The 23,928-nt window shown below is 64.9% G+C and carries 18 protein-coding genes; 7 read left to right on the forward strand and 11 right to left on the reverse strand.

Translation table 11 applies throughout. The features are described 5' to 3' along the window. Positions 1-115 precede the first annotated feature (115 nt). Positions 116-3,178, forward strand: coding sequence for a penicillin-binding protein 1A (locus FG93_RS30040; protein ID WP_043242431.1), 3,063 nt, complete (start codon positions 116-118; stop codon positions 3,176-3,178). Beyond that, positions 3,175-4,197, forward strand: coding sequence for a hypothetical protein (locus FG93_RS30045; RefSeq protein WP_052514384.1), 1,023 nt, complete (start codon positions 3,175-3,177; stop codon positions 4,195-4,197). Before FG93_RS30040 ends, FG93_RS30045 begins: the two co-directional genes overlap by 4 nt. A gap of 160 nt (positions 4,198-4,357) precedes the next feature. Here the strand turns inward: FG93_RS30045 and FG93_RS30050 are convergent, their stop codons facing one another. Continuing rightward, positions 4,358-4,864, reverse strand: coding sequence for an Hsp20/alpha crystallin family protein (locus FG93_RS30050; RefSeq protein ID WP_043242433.1), 507 nt, complete (start codon positions 4,862-4,864; stop codon positions 4,358-4,360). A 292-nt stretch (positions 4,865-5,156) separates the two neighbouring features. On the opposite strand from FG93_RS30050, the gene FG93_RS30055 reads away from it, so the two are divergent. Then, positions 5,157-5,381, forward strand: coding sequence for a hypothetical protein (locus FG93_RS30055; RefSeq protein WP_043242436.1), 225 nt, complete (start codon positions 5,157-5,159; stop codon positions 5,379-5,381). A 17-nt stretch (positions 5,382-5,398) separates the two neighbouring features. On the opposite strand, the gene FG93_RS34110 is transcribed toward FG93_RS30055, so the two are convergent. From FG93_RS34110 to FG93_RS30065, 3 genes are all read right to left on the reverse strand, one after another. Continuing rightward, the gene (locus FG93_RS34110; RefSeq protein ID WP_081882010.1) at positions 5,399-5,659 is read right to left on the reverse strand and encodes a pentapeptide repeat-containing protein; all 261 of its coding nucleotides are present in this window, start codon (positions 5,657-5,659) and stop codon (positions 5,399-5,401) included. Beyond that, complete coding sequence (locus tag FG93_RS30060; protein WP_052514385.1) at positions 5,574-6,044, reverse strand: DUF2267 domain-containing protein; 471 nt, start codon at positions 6,042-6,044, stop codon at positions 5,574-5,576. Before FG93_RS30060 ends, FG93_RS34110 begins: the two co-directional genes overlap by 86 nt. Before the next feature lie 426 nt (positions 6,045-6,470). Further along, entirely contained in the window at positions 6,471-7,073 is a 603-nt protein-coding gene (locus FG93_RS30065; RefSeq protein WP_043242438.1) for a hypothetical protein, read from the reverse strand. Positions 7,074-7,696: 623 nt separating this feature from the next. On the opposite strand from FG93_RS30065, the gene FG93_RS30070 reads away from it, so the two are divergent. After that, complete coding sequence (locus tag FG93_RS30070; protein ID WP_043242441.1) at positions 7,697-8,590, forward strand: hypothetical protein; 894 nt, start codon at positions 7,697-7,699, stop codon at positions 8,588-8,590. A 164-nt stretch (positions 8,591-8,754) separates the two neighbouring features. Further along, positions 8,755-9,411: a MarC family protein gene (locus tag FG93_RS30075; protein ID WP_043242443.1), complete on the forward strand. Its 657-nt coding sequence runs from the start codon at positions 8,755-8,757 to the stop codon at positions 9,409-9,411. Positions 9,412-10,016: 605 nt separating this feature from the next. On the opposite strand, the gene FG93_RS30080 is transcribed toward FG93_RS30075, so the two are convergent. The 5 genes from FG93_RS30080 to FG93_RS30100 form a co-directional block, all read right to left on the reverse strand. Next, on the reverse strand, positions 10,017-11,009 hold the full coding sequence (locus FG93_RS30080; RefSeq protein ID WP_244448781.1) for a HupE/UreJ family protein: 993 nt from the start codon (positions 11,007-11,009) through the stop codon (positions 10,017-10,019). Beyond that, the gene (locus FG93_RS30085) at positions 11,009-11,875 is read right to left on the reverse strand and encodes a peptidyl-prolyl cis-trans isomerase (RefSeq protein WP_043242447.1); all 867 of its coding nucleotides are present in this window, start codon (positions 11,873-11,875) and stop codon (positions 11,009-11,011) included. Before FG93_RS30085 ends, FG93_RS30080 begins: the two co-directional genes overlap by 1 nt. An 87-nt stretch (positions 11,876-11,962) precedes the next feature. Continuing rightward, positions 11,963-12,565, reverse strand: coding sequence for a hypothetical protein (locus tag FG93_RS30090; protein ID WP_052514386.1), 603 nt, complete (start codon positions 12,563-12,565; stop codon positions 11,963-11,965). Then, a complete protein-coding gene (locus FG93_RS30095; protein ID WP_043242449.1) occupies positions 12,562-14,505 on the reverse strand; it encodes a DUF3604 domain-containing protein in 1,944 nt (647 codons plus the stop codon). Before FG93_RS30095 ends, FG93_RS30090 begins: the two co-directional genes overlap by 4 nt. A gap of 601 nt (positions 14,506-15,106) precedes the next feature. Continuing rightward, on the reverse strand, positions 15,107-16,543 hold the full coding sequence (locus FG93_RS30100) for a PLP-dependent aminotransferase family protein (protein ID WP_043242451.1): 1,437 nt from the start codon (positions 16,541-16,543) through the stop codon (positions 15,107-15,109). Positions 16,544-16,619: 76 nt separating this feature from the next. On the opposite strand from FG93_RS30100, the gene FG93_RS30105 reads away from it, so the two are divergent. Together FG93_RS30105 and FG93_RS30110 are read left to right on the forward strand one after the other, a co-directional pair. Beyond that, positions 16,620-17,243: an FMN-binding negative transcriptional regulator gene (locus FG93_RS30105; RefSeq protein WP_043242454.1), complete on the forward strand. Its 624-nt coding sequence runs from the start codon at positions 16,620-16,622 to the stop codon at positions 17,241-17,243. A 162-nt stretch (positions 17,244-17,405) separates the two neighbouring features. Next, entirely contained in the window at positions 17,406-18,410 is a 1,005-nt protein-coding gene (locus FG93_RS30110; protein WP_244448779.1) for an alpha/beta fold hydrolase, read from the forward strand. Positions 18,411-18,519: 109 nt separating this feature from the next. On the opposite strand, the gene FG93_RS30115 is transcribed toward FG93_RS30110, so the two are convergent. Together FG93_RS30115 and FG93_RS30120 are read right to left on the reverse strand one after the other, a co-directional pair. Beyond that, complete coding sequence (locus tag FG93_RS30115; RefSeq protein ID WP_244448780.1) at positions 18,520-19,740, reverse strand: AraC family transcriptional regulator; 1,221 nt, start codon at positions 19,738-19,740, stop codon at positions 18,520-18,522. Positions 19,741-19,833: 93 nt separating this feature from the next. After that, positions 19,834-23,928: autotransporter domain-containing protein (locus FG93_RS30120; RefSeq protein ID WP_161783915.1), on the reverse strand; the 4,095-nt coding region annotated here is incomplete at its 5' end.

Below are 23,928 nucleotides of genomic sequence, written 5' to 3' on the forward strand. Positions count from 1 at the left end.
AGGTCGGCGATTTGGCTAAGACATCCGCCGCGACGGGAACCTTCTCCTCAAACGGTTGTTGGTTTATTGATGTATTCGCCATGACTTACGAGGCGGCTGTTCGGCCGTCAGCAGGATGGACTCGATCCTCATCAAGATCTTCGCCACGGCGCTGACCTTCAGCCAGGTTACCACCCGGCCGGATGCGGTGAAGACCGAGTTCGACGCGGTGAGCGACCGCGCCGAGGTGGCGCAGCTCTTGAACGCCGGCTGCGTCCACATGCGCAAGGCTTTTGACATCGAGGATATCAACCTCGACGATTTGATCGCCACCGCCACGGAGGACAAGGAGGCCCTGGGCGCGGAGATCAAGGCGCTCAAGGGATTGAAACTTGACGACCTGCACGGGGCCTATCGGCAGTTCTGCAAGCTCGAGACCGTGGAGAACGCGTCCGTCGATCTCGGTCAGGTCATCACCTTCTACAACAACGCGGTCAAGGACCTGCCCGACGTCGCGCAGCTCAAGGGTCTCAAGCTGCCGGGCACGAGCGTGATCCTCGGCAACAAGGGCGAGCGCTTTGCCGAGGTTTTCACACCGAACAACCGCCGTGTCCCGGTGCCGCTTGCCGACATCCCGGACGTGGTGCGCAACGCCTTCATCGCCGCCGAAGACAAGCGCTTCCATCAGCACGCGGGCATCGACGAGCGCGGGCTGGTGCGTGCGTTCATCGGCAATCTGGCGCAGCCGGGCCGGCCGCAGGGCGGCTCGACCATTACCCAGCAGGTCGCCAAGACCCTGCTTGTCGGGAACGATGTCACCTATGAGCGAAAATTGCGCGAGATGATCGTCGCCTCGCGCATGGAGCGCGCCCTGACCAAGGCGGAGATTCTCGAGCTCTATCTCAACTCGATCTATCTCGGTCGCGGGGCCTGGGGCATCGAGATGGCGGCGCAGGGCTATTTCGGAAAACCGGCGAAGGCGCTGTCGGCGGTCGAGGGCGCGCTGATCGCCGGGCTCGCCAAGGGGCCGGGCGCCTTCAATCCCGATCGCCACCCCGCGCGCGCGCGCGCGCGCCTGGCCTACGTGCTGGGTCGCATGCACGAGGACGGCATGATCGACGCCGCCACGGCGCAGGCGGAGTTGCCGCAGCTCGTCGCATACCAGCCGCTGCGGCGGGACTTAGGCTTCCACTTTGTCGACTACGTCGCCCGCGAGGCCAAGGCGGTCGCCAAGCTCGATACGCTCACGCAATCGTCCTACACGGTGCACGCGACCATCAATCCGGCCTTGCAGCGTGTCACGGAGGCAGCATTGCAGGAAGGCCTCGCGCGATACGAGTTGAGCACCGCGCGCTCCAAATTCGAGGGACCCGAGGCGAATATTTCCGATGCCGTCCGGCTTGCCGCGGCGGACCCGAAGCGCGTGGAGCCGGCCTGGCTCGCGGCGCTGAAGACGACAAGGCTGCCGCTCTACGATGTTCACTGGGAAACGGCGGTCGTGCTGGACAACACGCACGGCAAGCGTGGCAACGCGATCACGGTCGGCCTGATCGACGGACGCATCCTGCCGCTGAACACCTGGGACGCCGCGATCCGGCGCAATCTCAAACCGTACGACGTCGTCTACGTGCAGGTGTCCGAAGTTACGGCCAAGCAAAAAGTCACGGGCAATCAAAAAGCAACGGGCAAGCAAACGGCACGGGCCGATCTGCGCGTTCGGCCGGCTGTGCAGGGAGCGGTGCTCGTGCTCGAGAACGAGACCGGCCGCATTCTCGCGATGACCGGCGGCTTTTCCTATCCGGCAAGTCAGCTCAACCGTGTCGTTCAGAGCCCGCGGCAACCCGGCTCGACCTTGAAGCCGCTGACCTATCTCGCCGCTCTGCGCAACGGCCTGCAACCCAACACGCTGGTGATGGACGCACCCATCACGCTCTCGCCGATCGGCGCCACGGCCTATACGCGCCAGCGCGGGTTCTGGTCTCCGAAGAACTATGATGGCGGCGCCTTGGGCGCCATCACGCTGCGGAACGCGCTGGAAAACTCCCGCAATCTCGCCACCGCGCAACTGCTCGCGACCGGCCTCGACGACAGCGCCGAGCACGGCCTCGACCGCGTCTGCGAGCTTGCGATGGAAGCGCAGCTCTACAAGGACTGCATGCGCTACTATCCGTTCGTGCTTGGTGCCCAGGCCGTGCGGCTGATCGACCTTGCGGCGTTCTATGCGGCCATCGCCAATGAAGGCGCTCTGCCTCGTCCATATGCCATCGACAGGATCGAACAGGGCGGCCGCCCGATCTACCGGCACAATTCGCGTGTGACCTGGATCGGCTCCGCCGATCGCGCCTCGTTCTACCAGTTGAAATCGATGCTGCAGGGCGTGCTCGCGCGTGGCACCGCGCGCGCAGCGAAGCATCTGTCACCCTATGTCGGTGGCAAGACGGGGACCACCGATGACACGGCCGATGCCTGGTTCGTCGGTTTCACCAACGACGTGACCGTCGCCATCTGGGTCGGCTACGACAACGGTGACGGCGAGCGCCGCACGCTCGGGCGCGGTCAGACCGGCGGCAAAGTGGCGCTGCCGATGTTCGAGCCGATCATGCAGGCGGCCTGGGAGGTGCAGGCTCCCAAGACGGCGTTGAAGGGACCATCGCGCGACGCCATGCGTCAGCTCGTCGCCTTCGCGATCGATCCGGACACTGGCGATCCGGCGCCGGCCGGCGCCGGGCACGCTTTCACCGAGTATCTCAGGAGAGACGCGACAGGCAGAATCGGTGACACGCGATTTCGGATCGTCTCGCGCGCAGAGAGCTACGCCCGACATCGCGGCGACGACGGCGGCGACTACGGCGAAGACCACGAGCCATTCGAGCAATGGACCCCTGACAGGCGTCGCTACGGCGACAACGGCGAGCCATTCGAGCAATGGACCCCTGGCAGGCGTCGCTACGGCGACAACGGCGAGCCATTCGAACAATCGTCCCCTGGCAGGCGTCGCTACGGCAACAACGGCGAGCCATTCGAGCAATGGCCCGATGACCGCCGCCGCTACAGCGACAACCGCCCGTTCCCGATCGCGCCCTGGCGTGTTGTTCCGCGCGAGCATCCCCCCTGGGGCGGATATTTCGATGACGATGACCGACTTCCGCGACCGCCGCGACGCGTTGATCCCGACTATTTCTGGCGGCGGATCCAATGAGCATCGATGCCATGAAAACCAGCCGCACCGCTCTTCTCATCGCCGCCTGGCTGGTCGCGCACACGGGTGCGAACGCGCAGGAGCTTAGGCTGGAGGATGTACCGGCCGTCGCCAGCGTTCCCATCGCGCAGCTCACGCCGCGCACCGTTCTCTTCGCCGACCAGGGCGACGCCAGGCTCGCCGATCCCTCGACCGGACTGATTGCCTTCGAAGCCTGGGCACGCGAACGCCCGGTTCAGCGCCGCTTCCTCTCGCTTTTCCCGAGCTTCGTCGAGCCCACCAGCAGCGAGCAGGTTAAATTCAGCCTTTCGATTTACCTTGCGGAAGCACGCTTTCGACTGACGAAACCAGCGGCGGCGCTGGATCTGTCGCGCTATGCCAATGTCGCGTTCCTCGAGCGTGTCGATCCGGCGGTCAAGCACCGGCCGATCGCGGCGGCCGACGCCATTCCCAATAAAGTTGCGGGCGCCGCACGCAGTCGTCCGCCCGATCGCCGCTGGTGCGAGGAGGCGCAGGCGATCTGCACCCAGTCGCGCTATGTGTTCGAAGGAAAAATTCCGGCTGGCATTCAGCTCGCCAACAAGCTGCGCGAGGAGAGCAGGAAGCCGATTCCGGATTTCGTCGAGTTCCAGAGCGAGATCAGGATGGTCGCCGGACCGGACCTCGACGCGCTGCCGAGCCTGACCGGGCTTGAGTCGAAGGTTGCCAGCGCGCTGGAGCAAAACATCTTCTGGGCCAACCAGGTCATTCAGTTCGGCAAGCTGCTCGCCGTGGTGCAACAGCATCCGACCGAGCCGAACGCCGCCATTGCGACGGTCTATATCGTGGTCGCGGTCAGGAACGACATGCTGAACAAGCAAAGGGAGTACATCAAGACACCGGTCCTTCGGAACCTCGTGCCCGGCCAACTGCTCATGGGCAACAGCTCCTTCAACAGCGGCAGCTCGCTGAGCGCCGGGCTGCCGAAATACGCAAGAAGCCGTATCAAGGCGATCGCCGAGATGCTGGAGCGGGAATGAGCGCTGGTGCGCCGTGCCGGGCTCGTGAGGCGCTTGCGCCCACTCGTCCAAAGCATCGGCCCGAAAAGTGGATTGCGGTTTTCGGGGCAAGGCCGATGCGAACACAAGGTTAGATCATCGGACCGGGTACGATGTCCGGTCCGATGATTGGGCCGGCCGATCAGCCCTTGATCGCAATCCGCTTGACCTGCGACTGCGCCTTCGCGGTCTTGGGCAGCGTCACGATCAAGACACCGTTCCTGAACTGCGCGTCGACCTTCCCCGCCTCGACCTCATGGCCGAGGTGAATGCGCCGCTCGAAACGGCCATAGTGCCGTTCGGAGAACTGCTTTTGGGTATCCTCGGCCTCCGAACGCTTCTCGCCGCGCAGCGTCAGCACGTCGTTATCAAGCAGGACTTCGACGTCCTTCTGTTCGAGCCCCGGCATTTCGGCGGTCACGCGAAGCTCCTTGTCGGTCTCCGAGATCTCGACGCTGGGCCAGCCTCCGTTGAAGGTCGAGGGTGACCCGAAGCTCGGAAAACGGCCATCGAAGCCGCGGAAGACGTCGTCCAGGAGCCGGTTCATCTCGCGATGCAGAGAGACGAACGGGTTGCGATCGCCCTCGCGATAAAGGGATGGCAGCTGGTCGCCGCCACGTCCCCATGGAATCAGATCACGGACGCTCATGCTTCTCCTCCTTTCCATAGGTTTGCAGCCAGTCGGGGCGGTGCAGGAAAAGCGGTTCTCGTGGCCACATCCTCATTCGAGCAACATGGATACAAGAAGGCACCCGGCGCTCGGCTGAACCGCCTCGACGCCGCCTGGGCGCTGCCGGCCCACGATCGGCACCGGCAGTTATCGATTTAGAACAGAGAGTTGCCAGTTCAAGGGCCAGGGCGAGGGCTGTCGTCGAACTCTTTTCGGATGTTTGAGTTTCCTTTCAGGAGAGCCGGCGGGATGCCGGCAGGCCAGGGAGGGGATGACAATGACAGCCGACGACGTCACCGCGATACTCGGACCCATCGATGAGGTGCTCATGGCCGAGATCCTGTCGACCGATGCAACGCGCGACGAGCTCGCCCAGGCCTGGGTCTGGCTGCAGAGCGACGAGGCCTTGATCAACGAGGGACGACCGCTGCCGTCCGGCAGGGTTGCCGTGCTTATCGACTTGCTGTCCCCGGACATGGACGATCTGGAGGGATGAGTTTCCGCCTCGGCTCGTCACGAGTCCCGGCCACCGACCGGAAGGAAGTCGGCCGCCATGCGGCGGGCGACCCTGCAAAATCTCGTCCCTGCAAGGTCTGTCCCTGCAAGGTCTGACCCTGCGAGGTCTGTACCTGCAAGCTCTGACCCTGCGAGGTCTGTACCTGCAAGCTCTCCTGCGGCCGGGCGCCCCTCAGTGCCGGAGTCTCCTCTCTTCCGTGACATCGCCGGCGCTCTTCTGCGCCGGCCAGAGGGCGCGGATCCCCTCTGGCAGCGCATGGCGCACCTTCGCGATCTCGCCAGGGTCGAGATGGTGCTGCAGCACCGCAAAAACGGCTTTCGCCGCCGCTGCGGGATTGACCGGCCTGACATTGCCGAGCGTGTCCTGGATGCGCTGCACGAACTCGTCCTGCGTGCGCAGCGCCAAGGGCTGCTGGGAGGGGCGGTACTGGTCGTAGAACGCGCCGCGCACGAAGAGCGGCAATTGCGCCGCGAGATGGGCGGCATCTTCAGGCTGCAACCTGTCGCGCAGGACGCGAAGCACCACGCTGAGGACATGCCAGGCCAGCTTGCGGTCGGGGCCGATCTGCTCGGTGATTTCGTTCAGCCAGATATGGGTAGCCTGCGCCGACCGTTCGAAGACATCCAGGCCTATCGTGCTCATCGTCTTCCTCCGATGCGGTGGGGTTCTCGGGGCAACTGAGCCGGCGGGCATCGGTTCCCAAAAAAGGGGAGTGGGGTCCCAGGTCCGCTGCTGCTCCCAAGTCCGCTGCTGCTCCCAAGTCCGCTGCTGCCCCAAGTCCGCTGCTGCCCAGGTCCGCTGCTGTCCTGCGCCCAGGTCGCCGGGCCCACGGCTTTGGGCCGCCTGCTATCGGGGTCGACCCGGAATGTGATCGGGACACGATCCCGTCGAGGACCGCCAGCCCTTGCGGACGTGAGGGAACGAAACCTCGTGGGAAGCGCCGGCACGCGCCAGCGGAAATGCTCCAGGGATCGCGCTGGGTCCGTTCGGACGCCGGAGCGGCGCTCCAGCTCTTCGTTTGAGTATCGGATTATTCCGAAAACCGGATCCACTTTTCGGTCCGATGCTCTATTCTTCCAATTTCTTGTTCAGCTCGGGATCGAGCTTGTTTCGATCGACCGACTGATAGAACGCGACAGGTCTGCATCGCCCCTCGACATCCGCAAGGACAATGGCCGTCCACGGACCCGTGGCTTCGCCCGGATTGTCGCGGGCGTCGGGGCGGACATCGGGCATGATCTTGCGGGGGACGATCACATACCAGGCGCGGCCGTCCGTTGCAGCCTTGGCGGCCGCCGCATACTCGTCCAGGATCGCGCGCAGGCTCTTGCGCATTTCGTCTTCCGTTTCCCCGCGCAGGTATTTTCGGGCAGATTTTCCGGCCTCGCCATACTCATGGTGAATGTTCAGCTGCAGCCGCGCGTCATCCACTTCGACCTTCGTGGCCAGGATCACCGCTCCGCCTTCGCGAAGATAGTCTCGAACCCGGACGTCGCAGGCCAGGAATCTGTCTGCGGGAGGTTGCACGACGCTCGCTGCAGGAGGGACGGCGGCAAGGGCCCGGGTCTTCTTTTTCCGGGCAGCATCCGCAGGCGTCGCAGTGATGGCGGCGCTCAAAACCGCCCCGACAAGCACGACCGGAAGAAGGGCTTTCATGACGGTGCTGCCCATATGGTGCTGTCAATACCGTATTGGACTTAAAACGCGCTCGCCGTATCCCTGGTTCCGCCGCCCGGGCAAGCAGTGCGGAATTGCCGATGCGGTCCCGCCATGGCGAGAGAGGCCCCAGCCGCACCGGAAGGACAAGTTCGCCCGCTCCGTCTGCGCGGGGTGGGCATGTCCTGGCGCGGCCCGACGTGAGACAGTCCCGGCCGATGAGGGCGGCGTCCAGAATAAACAGGGGAAAGTCGATGCCTGGCAATAACATACCTCAGGTCGTTCGCGTCATATCTGATCTCAGACCGCGTCGAACCCGTCCGCCAGCGCTGCTCGGCCAGGATGGTTGCCAGCAGCGCAGTACCTCATCGCAGCGCATCGAACTCATGGAGCGGCGAGACCCAACGCCCGCTGCGCGCGCGGCCGCGACGATCCCGGCTCGCGCTCGGCCGCCAATCGGTCAATGACGATCCCGGATTCGAACTTGGGCAGGACAGCTCAAGTAAAACGGCTCAAGTAAATATGTCACACCCGTCGCTGCCGAGCGGTTGATGGCAAGTTGCAGATTGAACGGGAGCAGTCTTCGACGGATGCTGGGCGCGGAATTTTAGAGCATGAGTCGCAAAAAGGGGATTGCGATGACACTCAACCGCGCAAGGTTCTGCGGCTTCACCTTGTCCATGATGCTCGGGCTCGGCAGCATCGGCGCGCAAGCCGCTGATCTGCCACCCCCGGCTGCGCCCGTGCCGCCCGTGATGACCTCGGCATGGACCTACCGGTTCACGCCCTATGGCTGGCTCATCTCTCTCAACGGAAACCAGACCGTGAGGGGGCGAACCGCGAAGGTCGATGCGAGCTTCATCGATATCGTCGACGCCACACTCGGAGAGGGGGGCACGCTGTTTGCCCTGATGGCGGATGTCGAGGCCCGCAACGGCCGGTTCTCTCTTCTTGGCAATTTCGCCGGGCTCAAGGTCAGCGTGGATCGCGGGGGCATCAGGACGCGCAGCGTAACGCCGGATATCGTGGGCGCGGTCGGCGCATCCGGCGATGCCAAGACCTCGATGGCCATCCTCGAAGCCGGGGCTACCTACGAACTGGCGCGCTACGGATCGGTCGCCTTCGACGTCCTGGCAGGCGCGCGCTACTGGTATCAAAGCGCCGAGCTCTCCTTCGACGCGGGCGCGACTCTCGACGTCGGCGATCTCAGCTTCGGGCGCAACGTGGCGATCGCCCGCTCCGGCTCGGTGGACTGGGTCGACGGCTTTGCCGGCGCGCGCATGCGGATCGGCGTCGCGCCCGGCCAGGACATCTTCCTGCGCGGCGACCTTGGTGGCGGCGGCAGCAAGTTCTCATGGCAGGGTATTGCGGGTTACAGCTTCGATTTCGCCGAGAAGAACGGCATCACCTATTCGGGCATCCTCGGTTACCGGGCGCTCTACGCCGACTATTCCCAGGGTGAGGGACGTCGGCGTTACGCGTTTGACATGTTGATGCATGGTCCGGTCGTCGGGCTCAGCCTGAAGTTCTGAAGCAAGGCCAGGATTGCCAATCCTTGCGGCAGGTCCACGTCGCGCCGGGTGACGTTTTTCCGGGCGATGATTTGCCCGGCGATATCTTGCGGCCCGGAATGCGTCGGTCCGACGTCACGTGTTGACAGAGCTTGGGCGTTCTCTTGCCCGGAAGGGGTAACCGGATGAGGACCGAGCTTTCTCTCTTCATCGGGACCTTCACGACCTTGCTTGCCATCATCAATCCGTTCGAGGTGCTGCCGGTCTACCTCAAGCTGTTGTCCGGCAAGGACAATGCAACGCACCGCACGGTCGCCCTGAAAGCCTCTGTCTACGCATTGTTGCTTTGCTTTTTCTTCTTCATTTTCGGAACACTCCTGCTTCGGATTTTCGGGGTTCCGCTCAGCATGGTGCGGGTGGTCGGTGGCATCATCCTGATGAAGATCGGGTTCGAGCTGTTCATGCCCAGGAAGTCGGGCGACGATCTGGGCCTCTCGGGCGCCGATACCGGCGAGGCCAACATCGCTTTCGTGCCCCTGGCGATGCCGATCATGTTCGGCCCCGGCGGCATCGCCACGATCATCGGGATGACTGCGACGATCAAGGATTCATCCAAGGAGATCCTTTCCTTCATCGCGATTTCTGCGGCAATCGTGGCGACGATGTTCACCACCTATATCTGCCTGATCTATGCAGAGAAGCTCACGCAAAGAATCGGCCCGATGGGGATCGACGCGATCACGCGCATCGTCGGGTTCTTTGTTTCCGCGATCGGGGGCGGCCTGATTTTCGACGGCGTGATCGAGGCCCTGCAAATGCATGGCGTGATCGCCTTGCACTGAGCGCCGTCTCCGAAGGGCGTGCCTTGCCAAAAATGGGAGGGCGAAAGCTGTTGTCAGGCAAGGCGGTCGGCCGGCGGGCGAACCGGCGCCGGCTGAACCCTGCATGAGCCAGCCACAACGCCCGTTGCTGGAGCATGCTGCGAAAAAGTGGCAACGGTTTTCGCATCAAGCATGCTCTAAACAATGAGAAGCGATCACGCTGCGTTCGGACGATGTCGTCCAGCGCAACGTGATCGCGTGGCTACCTGCTTGCAAAGACACCTCGCGATGCGACGGGTTGGGTAACCTTCTCCCAAGATCTCATCGCCATGCCCGAAAGCGGAGGCTCTCGGGGGCCGCAATGGGGGGCTTCCAGACGTTCACGCTGGGTCTCTCTAGTGTCCGGATCGCGCGCCAAGTGCGAAAATTGACTCCATGCCCGATTAAAGAAGCGGACATCGATCGGCCGCTGTCCCCGCTGTCGGTCAATTCAATTTGCGATTGGGTCGGTTCAACTAGTGGTCGCGAAGGACTGCCCCGTCGATGCCACCGCGCGTCTGCGGCGCCCGCCCACCCCAGTCACCCTACATCGTCGACACTTGGGTCGGGGACAGGCTTCGTCCTCGTCAGCTCCAGAAGCTCTCGATACGCGTGACCAGCCAGAGCATTGACATGGTGCCGATGAGATATGACGCCGCCATGCGGACGGGCGCGAACGAGATGGCAACCAGGGCATTTGCGGCCCTGATCGCCACGAGGACGGCAGCGACGAAGAGCAATTGCCCGGCCTCGACGCCGAGATTGAAGGTCAGCAGGGCCAGCGGGACATCGGTCTGCGGCAGGCCGATCTCCTTCAGCGCACCGGCGAAGCCAAACCCGTGCAGCAGACCGAAGGCGAAGGCCACGAGCCAGGGATAGGTCTCCGAGGTGCGCCGCTGGCCGGGTCTAGACCGGGCGAGTTCGCTTGCGACGAAGGCGATGCTGAGCGCGATCGCCGCCTCGACCGGCTTTTGCGGCAGGCTGAGATAACCGAGCGCCGCGCCCGCCAGCGTAATGCTGTGGGCGAGTGTAAAGGCTGTGATCGTCGTCAGCAGCATCCAGCGGTCGCGGATGAGGAGCATCAGCGCCAGCACGAACAGCAGATGGTCGAAGCCGAGGAGGATATGTTCGACGCCGAGCAGGAAGTAGGTTTTCGCCACCTCGACCATGGTCTGGGAGCCGGTGACGACGAGGCTCGGCGTCTCCGGCGTCAAGCGCGCGACCTGTGTCGAGCCATCGGCGTTGGCCAGGCGCACCAGCACGTCGGTCAGGCTCGTGCGCAGACCGTCGATTGTCAGGCTGCGGCCTTTCAGTCCACCGGGGCAGCTCGCCATCCAACGCTCGAAATAGGCGCCGGCTTCGAAGGAATTGACCGCCTCGCCCTTCGGCCTGCACGGCTCCGGCAAGTGAACATAGAGTCCGAGCCTCATTTCACCCAACGCGGGCGTTTTCCAGAGGATGGCGAAGTCGCCGGCCGCCGTCTCCCGGATGTCGAGATAGGCCGGGCGCAATTCATGCGCCTGCGCCTGCGCGGCCGACAGGATCTGCCAAAGACAGACCAGAGCGGCGAATAGGCGGATCACGGGCTTCGCCCGGTTGGGGCTGCGTTCTCCGCTTGCGTCTCGATCCTCACCCGGTAGCGCCTGAGCCGTTCGGCGAGCTGGGCCTCCTCGGTTTGCCGACGCCGCTCGTTCGTCCATTCCTGTGCGAGGCTGTCGCGGGCCTCGTCGAGCGTCGCCGACCGACCCGTGCGGCTTTCCCCGACATGAACGACATGAAGCCCGAAACTCGACTTCACCGGTCCGGCCCACTCGCCGGGCGGTGTCTGGGCCAACGCTTCCGCGAAGCCCGTTCCAAAGATCTGGCCGATCGAGGCCTTGCGCGTCGGCGGCAGTTCTAGCGGCAGGATGGTCGGGTCGCCCAGGGTCGCGGGGTCGGTGTCAGGCTTCGCGCGCAGAACCTCGAGCACGGAGGCGACGTCCTGCTCGATCGTTTCCCCGCGCCGTTCCGGGCTCAGGAAGACCTGCCGAAAGGCTAGCGTCGGATCGATCCGAAACCGGTCGGGGTTGCCCTTGAGAAAAGCCTCCAGCTCCGCCTCGCTTGGCGTTGCGCTTTCAGATTGCGCCTGGCTCAGGAATTCCATCTTCAGGCGCAGGCGACGACGGATCACCGTGTCGTCCTTGTCGAGCCCGAGCGCGAGCGCCTCGCGGTAGAGGATCTCCTCTTTCACATGGTCGTCGATCAGGCCTTTGATTTCGCTTGCGGTCGGGGGGCGCTGCCAAGTCTTGGCGAAGAGGCCGGCGAGTTGCTCGATCTTGCCTCCCGTCACGACAATCTCGTCCGAGCGGGACTCGTCAGTGCGGTTGAGCGCCCCGTAGAGCGCGAAGATTGCCAGCGCGAGAACCAGGAAATGTGCCAGCGGTTCTTTGAGCAGACGTCCGATCATCGCAGGGCTCGATCATCAAGAGTGAGGGGCGTCATAGCGGTCACTCCATTCCTGGCCGCAAGCGGCGGCCAGGTTCTGCCAGGCAAATCAGCTGCCGTCCTTGCCGGCTGTGGCAGTCATCGGGGCAGGCAGGCGATCCAGCCAGGCGGACACCCGATCTCGCCCGTCCCGCGTCCCATAGAGCCTCAGCAACCCCTGCTGCCGAGCGGCGAGCGGCGTGATCCGTCCTGAGACCAGCGCGGTGACGACGGGCTCGTCCGTCACGATGACGATGTCGGACGTCTGCGCTCCCTCGACATGCGTCACCACGCCGAGCCCGTGCTGCGCGGGCGCGAACCGGGTCCAGAGCATGGGGCCAATCAGCAGGATCGAGAAGGTCGGCGGAGCCTCCCCATCCATCGTCGCGCTAAGTCGGTCGCGCAGCGCGCCGAGATCGGCCGCTGCCTTGCGATAGCCGGTCAGCGCTCTCGCCGCGGCTGGGCGATCGTCGCGTGCGATCGCGCCATCCAGCTGAGCTCGCCAGACGGCGGATGTCACATGCAGCGCCTCCGGATAGATCCAGTTGAGCGCACCGCGCGCCGCATCGGCCCCCTTGGGATCCTCGAACCCGCAGGCCGAAGCGGCAATCGTTCCGGAAAGGAGAGCGACCGCCGGGAGCAGGTGTCGGACTCGGTGCTGGCGCCGGATCACGGCGTGTACCAGATCGGCGAGGTATAGGCGCGCTCGGTGATCGTCATCTGCGTGCCCGGCAGCGGCCTGGTGCCGAAGCGCTTCGCGTCATAGGCGGTCCAGCGCGGCGTGGGAATTTCGAGGACACGGACATAGTAAAACGCGCGCAGACCTGCGTCGAAATCCGGATCCTTCCACGTCGCGATCAACTCGGACGCGCCGATCGTGTTCGTCCAGCTCGCGTTGACGACGTCCACCGTGCTGCCGACCGAGGGCACCTTGCCATCGGGGCCGGGCTTGCGATCTCCCGACCAGACGACGTCGTAGACCTTCTCCTGTGGCTTCCCGTCCTTGCCGAGCCAGCCCTTGATGATCTGGATCCGGTCTAGATTGGCGCCGATCGCGTCCTTGAGTGCAGCAACGAGGAAGGTCGGCGCCTTGCCGGCTGGCGCGCTCTTTAGATCGCCTCCCATCGGCACGCCCTTGGTGTAGCCGACATGGGCCGGCAGCCGGTTGCGCGCGTCGTTCTCATCGAACTCCCAGCCGCCAAAGAAGCGAACCGCCATGCGCGGGCCGGTCGTCGCATAGGTCTCCTTGCGCTGCATCGCGTCCCAGAGCGCCTCGCGCGTGTTCTCCGTGGCCCAGACGGCGGCGTAGCCGGAGGACGAGACCTCCCAGTCCATCACCTTCACGCCCGTCTGCGGGTTGGCGAAGAAGGTCTTGGTCATGCGTTCGGGGCTCGGCTCCTGCGGCGTGGTCTTGCCGAAGAAGTTGTCCTCCTCCATCGCCGCCAGCCCGGTATGGGCGTCGGAACTGCCGATCATGCCGAACTTGTACGGGTTCGTGCCGAGCTGCTGCTCCAGCAGAAGGCCGTTCTTCAATGCCGAGCGGGCATATTCGAATTCGAGCATATCCTTGGTTTTGGCGGCGCTTCCGTCGAGGTTGCCCTTGTCCCAGGTCTCGAAATTGGCGAATTCGTCGTTGGGCGAGAGGAAGGGGTGCGCTTCCCCATCGCCCTTCGTCTGGGTCGCCTCATAGAGACGCTCCCATTTCGCGCGCTCCTCGACATACTGCTTGTCGACCGGCTTGCCGGTGAAGGATTCGATGAGCGGAAACATCCGCCCGTTGCTGAGATTGCCGTTATGGGCGATCGCCAGGACGCTGCCGCCGGTCTTCGCCTCGTAGCCGGCCATCCACTTCCAGAGTTCGCGTGGGTTGTCGCTGCCAAGAGGCGCCTGCGTCGTATAGGGCTCGACCTGGCTCGCGCGCATACCGTTGTCGCGGAAGATGACGTTGCGATGCAGGTTGTTGCCGGCAGTGTTCGAGGTCCATTCATAGCCGATGAAGGCCGTGAAGCGGCCGGGCTCGTTGGCCTCCTCGGCGGCTTTGATCGTCTGCTGCCAGGCCGATTGGAATGTGCGGGTTCCGGGCACGGGCATGATCTCCTTGTCGATCGTGCCCTTGCCGAAACTCTGGATGATGTCGATCGCTGCCGCTGCGCCCTGGCCGGCAAAGATCATGTCATGCCATTTCTTACCCTGCTGGCTCGCCATGATCACGGGATCGCCGCCCACGATCAGCGGAAAGAAGCCCATTCCGTCCGAATGATCGGCGACGACGAGGAAGTCCAGCGGCCGGGACAGCTTGGCCCGCTCGCCGGCCGACGCCGTGATCTCCTCGCCGCGCGCGAAGCGGTAGGCTTCCTTCGGCCCGAGGCGGGCGCCGAAAGCGCCTGCATCCATGGAGAACGCCGTGTGCAAATGGGTATCCCCGAAAAACGGCCGCGTCGGAAAGTTGCGACCTGCGTAGGGAGAGTAGCCGGGTTTCTGCGCCAGGCGCTCCGCTGAGGAGCGGTCCAGCGTTCCCGCATCCTGAGCCAATAGGACAGAGGGCGAACCGAGCGAAGCGCCAAGGATAAGAGCGCCGATGGCGGTAGAGACTTTGAGAGTCTTCAAGATCATCTCCCTATTTTGGGCGCAGGAAATCGCGTCAAACGGAGGCTACGTTCTTTGATGCTAACAACGGCTGGCAGCGGTTTCGCCTAAAACGCGAATTCCAATACTCGCCGCCACCGACGTGCCAACTTGAATGCGGGGCCGTCGGCACTTGCGACGTGGGGTCGGCCGGTTCGCAGTCCGGGCGGCCATCGTACGCAGACACCATTCCCAGCGCCACAACGCTCGATGATGCGTCGCATATCAGCTTCCGAGCCCAGTAGGGACTAATTTGGAAGAGGTTTAACAGGATTGCCCGTCCAGTACACGAGCAATCATCTGGACGATCTTGCTGGTCTTGACATTGATCCAGTGCCTCGCCTCGCGAGCGGACTGGTGACTGGCACTGCATACCAATGGAACTGCCGGACAGCAGACCTCTGGGACGGCAGCTAACGGACCAAGTCCAGGCGTTGTCAAACCATCCTGACAACGTCCGTTACGGGTCGATTTTGCCCCTTCGCTCTCGGTGCGGAAGCTGACATTAAGTTCAGGCGACAGCACGCGAGAACGTGTACCCAGCAAGCTGACCGAGGTCCGCCCGGGAGCACGGGGCCAGCACCGTCCGTCAGCGCTGCCCGGCCAGGACGGTTGCAAGCAGCGCGATGCCTCGTCGCAGCGCATCGCTGTCGAGCCCGGCATAGCCCAGGATGAACCCGGCTTCGCGGGGCCGCAGTCCCGCCGGATCATAGAGCGGCGAGACCGGATGGAGCCCCACGCCGGCGGCGCGCGCGGCCGCTATGATTGCGGGTTCGCGCCCGGCTGCGACATCCTTGAGCCAGGCGACGACATGCAGGCCCGTATCGGCTCCTTCGACGGTGACGGAGGGCCCGATCTCCTCGGCCAGCGCTTGCAGCAGCACGGCCCTGCGCTCGGAGTTCTTGCGGCGAATGCTCCGGACATGACGCTCATAGGCGCCCTCGGCCAGGAGCTCGGCCAGCGCCTCCTGCTCGAGCAGGGGCGTGTGCCGGTCGGTCAGGCGCTTGGCCTCGGCGAAGGCAGGGATAAGCGAAGGCGGGGCAACGAGATAGCCGAGCCGGAGCGTCGGCGAGAGCGTCTTGGAGAATGTCCCGGCATAGATCACCGAGGCCGGGTCGAGCGTTTGCAAAGGCGGGATCGGCGCGACGTCGTGTCGATACTCGCCGTCATAATCGTCCTCGATGATCGAGGCGCCGGTTTTTGCCGCCCAGGCCAGGAGGGCGCGCCGTCGCGTCGCCGAGAGCACGCCGCCAAGCGGAAACTGGTGCGAGGGCGTGACATAGGCGAGCCGGGCCGGGGGCAGGGCATCGGTTGTAAGCCCATCGCGATCGACCAGAACGGGGCGGGCGATGCCGCCGGCGGCCGCGAAGGCGTGGCGGGCCAAGAGATAGCCGGGGTTCTCGATCACGAAGGCATCGCCGGGATCGAGCAGCAGGCGGGCGCAAAGATCGAGCCCCTGCTGCGAGCCGCTGACGATGACGATCTGCTCGGGCGAGCAGGTGATGCCGCGGGCCCGCCAGAGATAGCCCTGCAGGCCTGAGCGAAGCGCAGGCGAGCCTTGCGGATCGCCATAGCGCAGCCGCGGCTTCCGTCGCAGGCTGACCCGGTTCAGGGCCCGCCGCCAGGCGAGGACCGGAAAATCCGCGCCGGCGAGGTCGCCATAGCGGAAATCGGCAATCGGGGCCGGCTGCGTCGTGGCCGGCCGGGGCAGGGCGGATGCAGCAAGGGCGAGCAGGCGTTGCGCGAAGCCTGAGAGATGCCGCGGCGCGGAGATCTGCGCCGGCGCTGGCGCCGCCGCGCCGAGCCCCTTGGCCACGATCGGCCGCGTCCCGGCCCGGCTGAGCAGGTAGCCCTCCGCGATCAGCTGGCCATAGGCGAGCGTCACCGTCGTGCGCGACGCACCCCATTCGGCCGCGAAGGTCCGGGTCGACGGCAAGCGGTCACCAGGCTGGTAGGCGCCCGCATGGATCTGCTCCTTGATCGCCGCGATGATCCGGCGCGCGACGCCGTCAGTGAACTGGACCACATCAAACCTTCGGAACTGGCCGTTTCCAGGAAGCCAGATTGGGCGCATCTCACCCGCCAGCACAAGGAGTTCCGCGATGTATACCCCGCCCGCCTTCCGCGACGACGACAGTGACAGCCTGCGAGCGACGATCCGTGCAGCGCGGCTCGCCAATTTCGTCACCGCGACGGCGGATGGCGTGCTGGCGACGCCGCTGCCGCTCTTTCTCGAGGAGAGCGAGGGCGAGCATGGCGTGCTCTATGGCCATCTCGCCAAGGCCAACCCGCAAGGCCGGAGCGCGGCGCTGGGCGACGCCCTGGCGATCTTTATGGGCCCGGACGCTTACGTCACGCCGTCATGGTATGAGGCCAAGCAGGAGAGCGGGAAGGTCGTGCCGACCTGGAACTATGTCGCGGTCCACGCCTATGGCCCGGTCGAGTTCTTCGATGACGCCGTGCGCCTTCTCGACGTCGTCACCCGCCTGACCACCCTGCATGAGGGGGCGCGCGCTGCGCCCTGGGCGGTGTCCGACGCTCCGCCCGATTTCGTGCAGGCGCAACTGCGCGGCATCATCGGCTTGCGCCTGCCGATCACCCGGCTGGAGGGCAAGCGCAAGCTGAGCCAGAACCGGAGCCCCGCCGACCGCGCCCAGGTATCGGCGGGCCTGGCGGCGAGCGATCGCGCCACGGACCGCGAGACCGGCGCTCTGATCCCGCTCTGACCGCCGGCTGCCAAACCGGAACGGAACGGAATCCGCGCAATCCCGGCGTCCTCGATCGCGTTCGAGGTCTCTGCCGGACGGTTCTTGAACCATGAAGGTCGCTCATTCCGAGCCGAGGCCTCCATGCTGAGACGATCACTCTGCGCAGCCGGATTATGGCTGATGACGACGGTCCTGGCTCACTCCGCCGCTGCCGTCGGTTTTCGCCAGACGAAGCTCGACACGGGCGGGACGCGGCCGCTCCAGGTCAGTCTCTGGTATCCTGCCGACTCGAGGCCTGCCGAACAGGGGACAAGGACCGAAATCGTCGGGGACAATCCCGCCTTCCATGGGTTGCCCGTCATCCGCGACGCCGCACCCGTCTCCCATGACCTGCCGCTTGTCGTTCTCTCGCACGGCCATGGCGGCAGCTGGCGCAATCTCTCCTGGCTCGCCCGGGAATTGGCCGCAGGCGGCTATGTCGTCGCCTCTCCGGACCATCCCGGCACGACGACCTTCGACATGGATCCCGCGCAGGCGGCGATGCTGTGGGAACGGCCGCACGATCTCAGCCGTGTCATCGACGCCGTCGAACGCGATGCAACGCTTGCGGGCAAGGTCGATATCAGCCGGGTCGCCGCGATCGGTCATTCCCTGGGGGGATGGACCGTTGCGGCCTTGGCCGGTGCACGTTTCGACACGAAACGGTTCGAGACCGACTGCCGGGGCAACACCAGTCCCCGCGCCTGTCTGCTCCAGGGCGATCTCGGCCTGGACAGGATCGAACTCGAACGCGACCTGGCCGACCCGCGCCTCAAGGCGTTCGTCTCTCTCGACCTCGGTCTTGCCAGGGGCTTTACGCCGGAAAGCCTGGCGAGCCTTCGCATGCCGGCCCTGGTGATCGGCGCAGGGGTCGATATCGGAGGATTACCGCCCGGGCTCGAATCCGGCTATCTCGCGGCGCATCTGCCCAAGCCCTCGGCGATCTCCATCGAAATTCCCGACGCCACGCATTTTTCTTTCGTGGGGCTCTGCAAGCCCGATGCTGTCGCCTTCATCGAGACGGTTGAGCCCGGCAACGGTGTGATCTGTAGGGATGGCGGAACGCGCAGTCGCGAAGAGATCCACCGGGACATCGCCTTGCGCGTCATCGGCTTCCTGGCCAGCTCCATTCCGGTCAGGCCGTAGAGCATGCTGCGAAAAAGTGGCAACGGTTTTTCGCATCAAGCATGCTCTAAACCATGAGAGTCGATCACGTTTTCTGCGTTTGGACGATGTCGTCCAAACGCAGCGTGATCTAGCGGCCGTGCTCCGCCGCGCGAGGTCCACCCGAGCGGCGATAATCGCTCGGGGTCGTGCCGGTCACGCGCGCGAACTCCCGATTGAAGTTTGATTTCGTCTGGAAACCGCACTCGAACATCACGGCCGTGATCGGCAGGTCCGTTTCTCCCAGCAGGCGCATGGCTTCGCGAACCCGGTATTCGTTGACGAACTGCGGTACGTTGCGACCGTGCCTGCGGTTGATCGCGCTCGAGATGGACCGGGACGGAAGCCCAAGCCGGCGCGAGAGGCGGTTCAGGGTGAGATCCGGATCCCGATAGATCTTCTTTTGGCGCATCACGGTATCGACCATCTCCATGATCCCCGCGTCTTCCTCTGTCGCGGAAGGAAACGCCGCTTCACCTGGATCATGCCCGGGGTCTTCGGCCTGGGGCGTGCCGGATGGAGTGTCGTTGTCCGGTACGCTTCGGCCGATCACCGCGATCGCATAGGCGATGACCGGAAGGATGAGGACATTGCCGGCCGCAACGATGGCGCTCGCATGGCTGCCTTGATGGGACGCAAAATCCACCACGATCAGAAGATCGATCAGGCCGGAGCAGAGCAGGAGCAGGCCGACGGTGGAAACGGCCCTGCATGCGCCATTGGCATCGGACAGTCGCACGCTTTCGAAATGATCGGGCCCGGCAGAGCCCTTGCGAACCAGGGCCGCACCGTAACCGAAATAGAGCGCGGCGAGCATGAGGTCGATCGGCGCCTGCCAGCGCTGCCACAGGGCGGAGAGGACCAGGATCGCGACCGGAGCCAGAAAGTGAGGCCAGGACCGCAGCGCGGGCGGCTGCCGCAGCGTTGCAAAGCAGAGCCAGGCGACGGGCGGCAAGAGGGCTGCCATGACAGGCTGCAGGAACCGGACCCACGGCGCATCGATCGTCCAGCGCAACCCGACCGTGACCACCAGGAGAATGCAGGCGCCGATGAAGACGTTGACCGGCCCAAGCAGCGTCTTGTCCTGCAGCGTCCTGTCCCGGAGCGTCCTGTCCTGGAGAAACACGCGGATGAACAGGATGGTCAGCAGCAGCGCGACCACGAAGGGCAGGGGGATCGCGGGCATCCAGTGATCTCTGATCCGTTTGGCGTTCGGATTGTGGATGATGGTCGAGGACCGGATCGTCCGTTCAGTCGAGAAAGCCGGCGCCTGTTCGGCGTTGCTCTCGCAGATCGGCGCAGCGGTCAACACCGACGTGTGTCCGGAGCGCCTCCCACTCGCGGCGCGACGCCCCCAAACGGATCGGAGCCTCGCTGTCTTTCTCAAAACCGCCAGGTGACTTTCTCAAAACCGCCAGGTGAAGTTGCCCTTGAGCCCGTGATCCTGGGCGTCCCTGCTGATCTGGCCGGAATAAGAGACGCCCAACGTGATGTCCGAGGCGAGCGCGTAGTCGAGGCCGGCCTCAGTGACCAGCGCATCGCGGGCGATCGGCAGCCCGGCAATGCCGAAGGGCGTGCCGCTGGTGAAGGCGAGCACCGCAGTCGTATCGATATCGCCAAAGGCATGGCGCCAGCCGAGCGTGCCCCGGACGGTCACCGTCTGCGCGCCGTCCAGGACAATATCACTCGCCAGATGCAGGCCAAGCGTCGTGAAGGTGGCGGCGAAGCGGCTGCTCATGCCGGTGAGCGCGGCTGACCGGCCGCGTTCCTGGAAACCATCCGCGCCGAGATGGACATAAGCGAGATTGGTGAAGGGTTCGAGGGTCAGTCCGCCGAGCCGAACACGATAACCTGCCTCGCCGAAGAGCTGCGCCGTGCGCGCCTGATAGCCGGTCGTGACTGCATCTGCGAAGCCAGGGAAGGTGATGCTGCGGCCTATGTCGAGATCATGCCAGCTCTGGGCGGCGCCCAAGCGCAAGCCGAGATGACCCCACTGCGTGCCACCATAGAGGGCGAGGTGGTAGCTGTCGCTCGCCGCTTTGGAGAGCCGGCTGTTCACATCGAGCCTGCTGTTGCTGTAGCCGCCAGCGAGGCCGATCCGCCCGGCCGTGCCAAGCGGCAGGTCGGCGCCGATCAGGAAACCACCCATCGTGCGCGCGAGTTTTGCGGCATTGCCGTCGCTGTCATGCCGGCTCCAGGAGCCAAAACCGCGCCCCCATAGCGCAAGATCGCTGCCGGGGAGGGTCTGGAGAGCCTGTCCCGGCGCATAGGTCATGATCGGCAACGAGCCGCTCGTTTCCGATCCGGCCTGGCGCAGGCGGCCGTTCAGCGCTTCACGGACAAAGCGGCTGTCCTCGACCAGCGCACTGCGCAGCGAGGCATGGGCCTCGCCGGAGAGCGCCTCGAAAGCCCGGCGCGCCTCGCCTGCGCTCGCCTGCTGCACCACGGCGCTATAGACGGCGTTGCCCTGCCCGAGGGTCTCGACCGCCCCGCCGATCGCAATCTGGCTGGGCGTCAGGCCGATGCTGCCGAACCCGTTCTGGTTGCGGACGACATCGAGGAAGACGCTGCCGGGATCATAGGCGAGGGCAAGATCAACGAAGGGCGCGTCCTGGGTCAGTGCCGTGAAACGGCCGCTGACGCCGCCGGTTGCGGTCAGGATGGTGTAGCGCGTGCCGGGCAGATAGGCCCCCGGCGCCTTGTGGACGGCGACGCTGCCGCCCGTCAGCGTCGCCGTGCCGCTCGCAACGATCCGGTCGCTGGCACCGCCAGGCTCGATCTCGACCTGATAGACCGATCCGGGGCCGAAGCCGATAGTGCCGGCGACGTTGAGCGTGCCGATCGAATTGCCTGGAGCCACCGTGCCGCCCGCGGCGACGCTGAGCCCGCCAATGCTGCCGATGCCGCCGAGAATACCGCCATTGACGATGACCGGGCTCGCCAGGCTCGCCCCGCCATGGCCGGCGTCGCCGATGACGAGCCTGCCGGCGGTGAGCGTCGTTGGACCGGTGTAGCTGCTCTGGCCGTTCAGGGTCAGGGTGCCGGAGCCGGTCTTCACCAGCGCTGCGCCTGCACCAGTCACCGCGTTGGTCAGCGTCAGCCTCGAATCTGCAGCGGTGTCGAAGCCGCCAATCCCGGTGAGCGTTACGCCGCGGTCGCTTGAGAAATCCGCGACCGTCCGCAGCACCCCGCCGTTCAGCGCGAGCCCGCCCGAGGGCGCGCCGAGATTGGCGTCCCCAGAGACTTCAAGCACACCGCCAGTGACCGTGGTGCCGCCGGAATAGCTGTTGTTGCCTTGCAGGATGAGAGTGCCGCCGCCGACCACCAGCAGGCCGGATGCGCTACCGTCGGCGATCGCCGAGGCGATCGTCGTGGTGATTCCACTGTCGATGTTGAGCGTGCCGACCTGGCCCGCAACCGGCGCCAGGGCGAGCGTGCCGCCGCTCAAGACATAGCCGTTGGTCGAAAACTGCAGCGTGTCGAAGGTCCGCGTGCCGGAGACTGTCACCGGTCCACCGGTTGCTCCCGTGAAGACACCGACCGAGCTGCCCCAGCCTTGATTCTTGCTTCCATTGGCATCGGTCCAGTTCGTTCCGAAGGCTCCCCAGGTTCCCGCGCCACCATTGACGGTGCCATTGCCGGTTGAATGTCCACCATCCCAGACCTGCATGGCCTGGCCGATACCGAGCACGGCGAGGTTCACCTGGCCGGGGACGTCGGACTTCATCGCGTAATGGGCGATCGTGAAGCTGGGCGTTGCCGAGGTGAGAGCCGTCGCGCTGAACGTGCCCGTCAGCGCTCCGCCATAGTTGAACAGGCGGTAGTAGCCCGCCGCCGCCACCCGTGCGTCGAGCACGCCACCGAGGGTCAGGTTCCCGTTGACAGTGATGAGGTCGTTGCCGGCGGCGCCGCTGCCGCCCATCAGCCCAGGTGTGTTCAGCTCGAACCGGGAAATCGAACCGGCATCGAGCCTCAGCGAACCGACGGTCAATGTGCCCGGGCTGTTGCCAGCCGACAGGATGCCGCCAACCGTCACCGACCCGGCGATGCTGCCGGCGCCGGAGAGGGTGCCCGCGGCGCCGACTGTGACCGCCGTATTCCCGAGCGAACCGTTGACGCGCAACTCGCCGCCATCCACCGTTGTCGCACCGGTATAGCTGTTGGCGCCGGTGAGCGTCAGGATGCCGGATCCTTGCTTGATGAAGCCGCCAGCCCCGACGATGGCGCCGCCATAGACATTGGCGGCCGTCTCATTCACGACCAGTGTGGCTGAGCCGAGCCTGACTTGCCCCCCCGAACCGGAGAGCCGCGACGTCGTGAGATCGAAGCCGTTGAGATCCAGCGTGCCTCCCGTAATCGAGTAGGCCGTGTTGTTGCCGAAGGCTCCTTGATTGGCGGCTTTGAGCGTGCCGCCTGCAATCGTCCAATCCTGCGAGCCGGTGCCCGTCACCGTCCAGGTGCTGTTTCCGGCCTTTTGGAAACGCTCGAAGCCCTGGAACAGACCGGCGGCACCAAGAGAGGAAAGGTCGAAGGGGGAGGCGGGATCACTTGACCCACCCAATGTCAGGGTGTTGCCCGCTCCCAGGGCAATGACCTTCCCCTGGAAACTATAGCCGCTGACAAGATAAAGCTGATTGCTGGCGCCAGTGATCTCGACGGCATTGGCCCGCGTCACCCCGTCGCCACCGAGGCCGCCGGAGATACTGCCGCCATTCAGCAGGAATACATTGTCGGCGACGATCCGCACGCCGGCCCCGCCCTGACCATCATAGGGGCTCGGAGAGCCAACAATATTGTCCGGCATGATGCGATAGATGCCGCCATTGCCACCCGAGATCTCGCCGTAGTTGACGATTTGCGTCGTGCCTGGATTGCTGCCGAAATCTATTCCGATTCCACCATGGCCTGCACCAAGAGCCTGCGTCGGAAGGCCATAGACAAAATCGCCGCCATGACCGCCAGTGATTCTGCCGCCCGCGTTGTTGCTGATGCTGTTGGGGAGGGGGGAACTGGAACCCGTGCTCCCGCCATCCATGCGCACGCCTGCGCCGCCATTCCCTCCCTGGCTGGCTCCATCTCCGCCGCGGCCGCCTTCAATCGTCGTGCTGTTGTCGATGCGGGTGTCGCCATAGCCATGAGCCGACGCATTGGCGAGGATTGCTGCTCCGCCCTCGCCGCCGATACCTTGGGCCGCGAAGCTGGTACCGTAGCCACCGCTTCCACCGGTGATCGACCCGGCGCGTTGGTTGAGCGTGCCTCCGTCTTTGAGAAAGACGCCGGCGCCGCCGCCTCCGCCATATCCGCCAAGTCCCCCCTCTCCGCCGAGAACCACAGTCCCGTCGATATTCAGCGTGCCGTAGTCGGGGAGTGCGACACCAACGCCTCCGCCCCCGCCGCCGAAGCCCAAGCCCCCCTTGCCGCCCATGACGAGCCCTGCTGGGGCAAGGCTGTAGCTCGCATCCCAACCGAACGTGTAGACGAGGCCGGCTCCGCCTCTTAC

This window comes from Allobosea sp. LC85 (assembly GCF_000735605.1).
GTDB lineage: Bacteria > Pseudomonadota > Alphaproteobacteria > Rhizobiales > Beijerinckiaceae > Allobosea.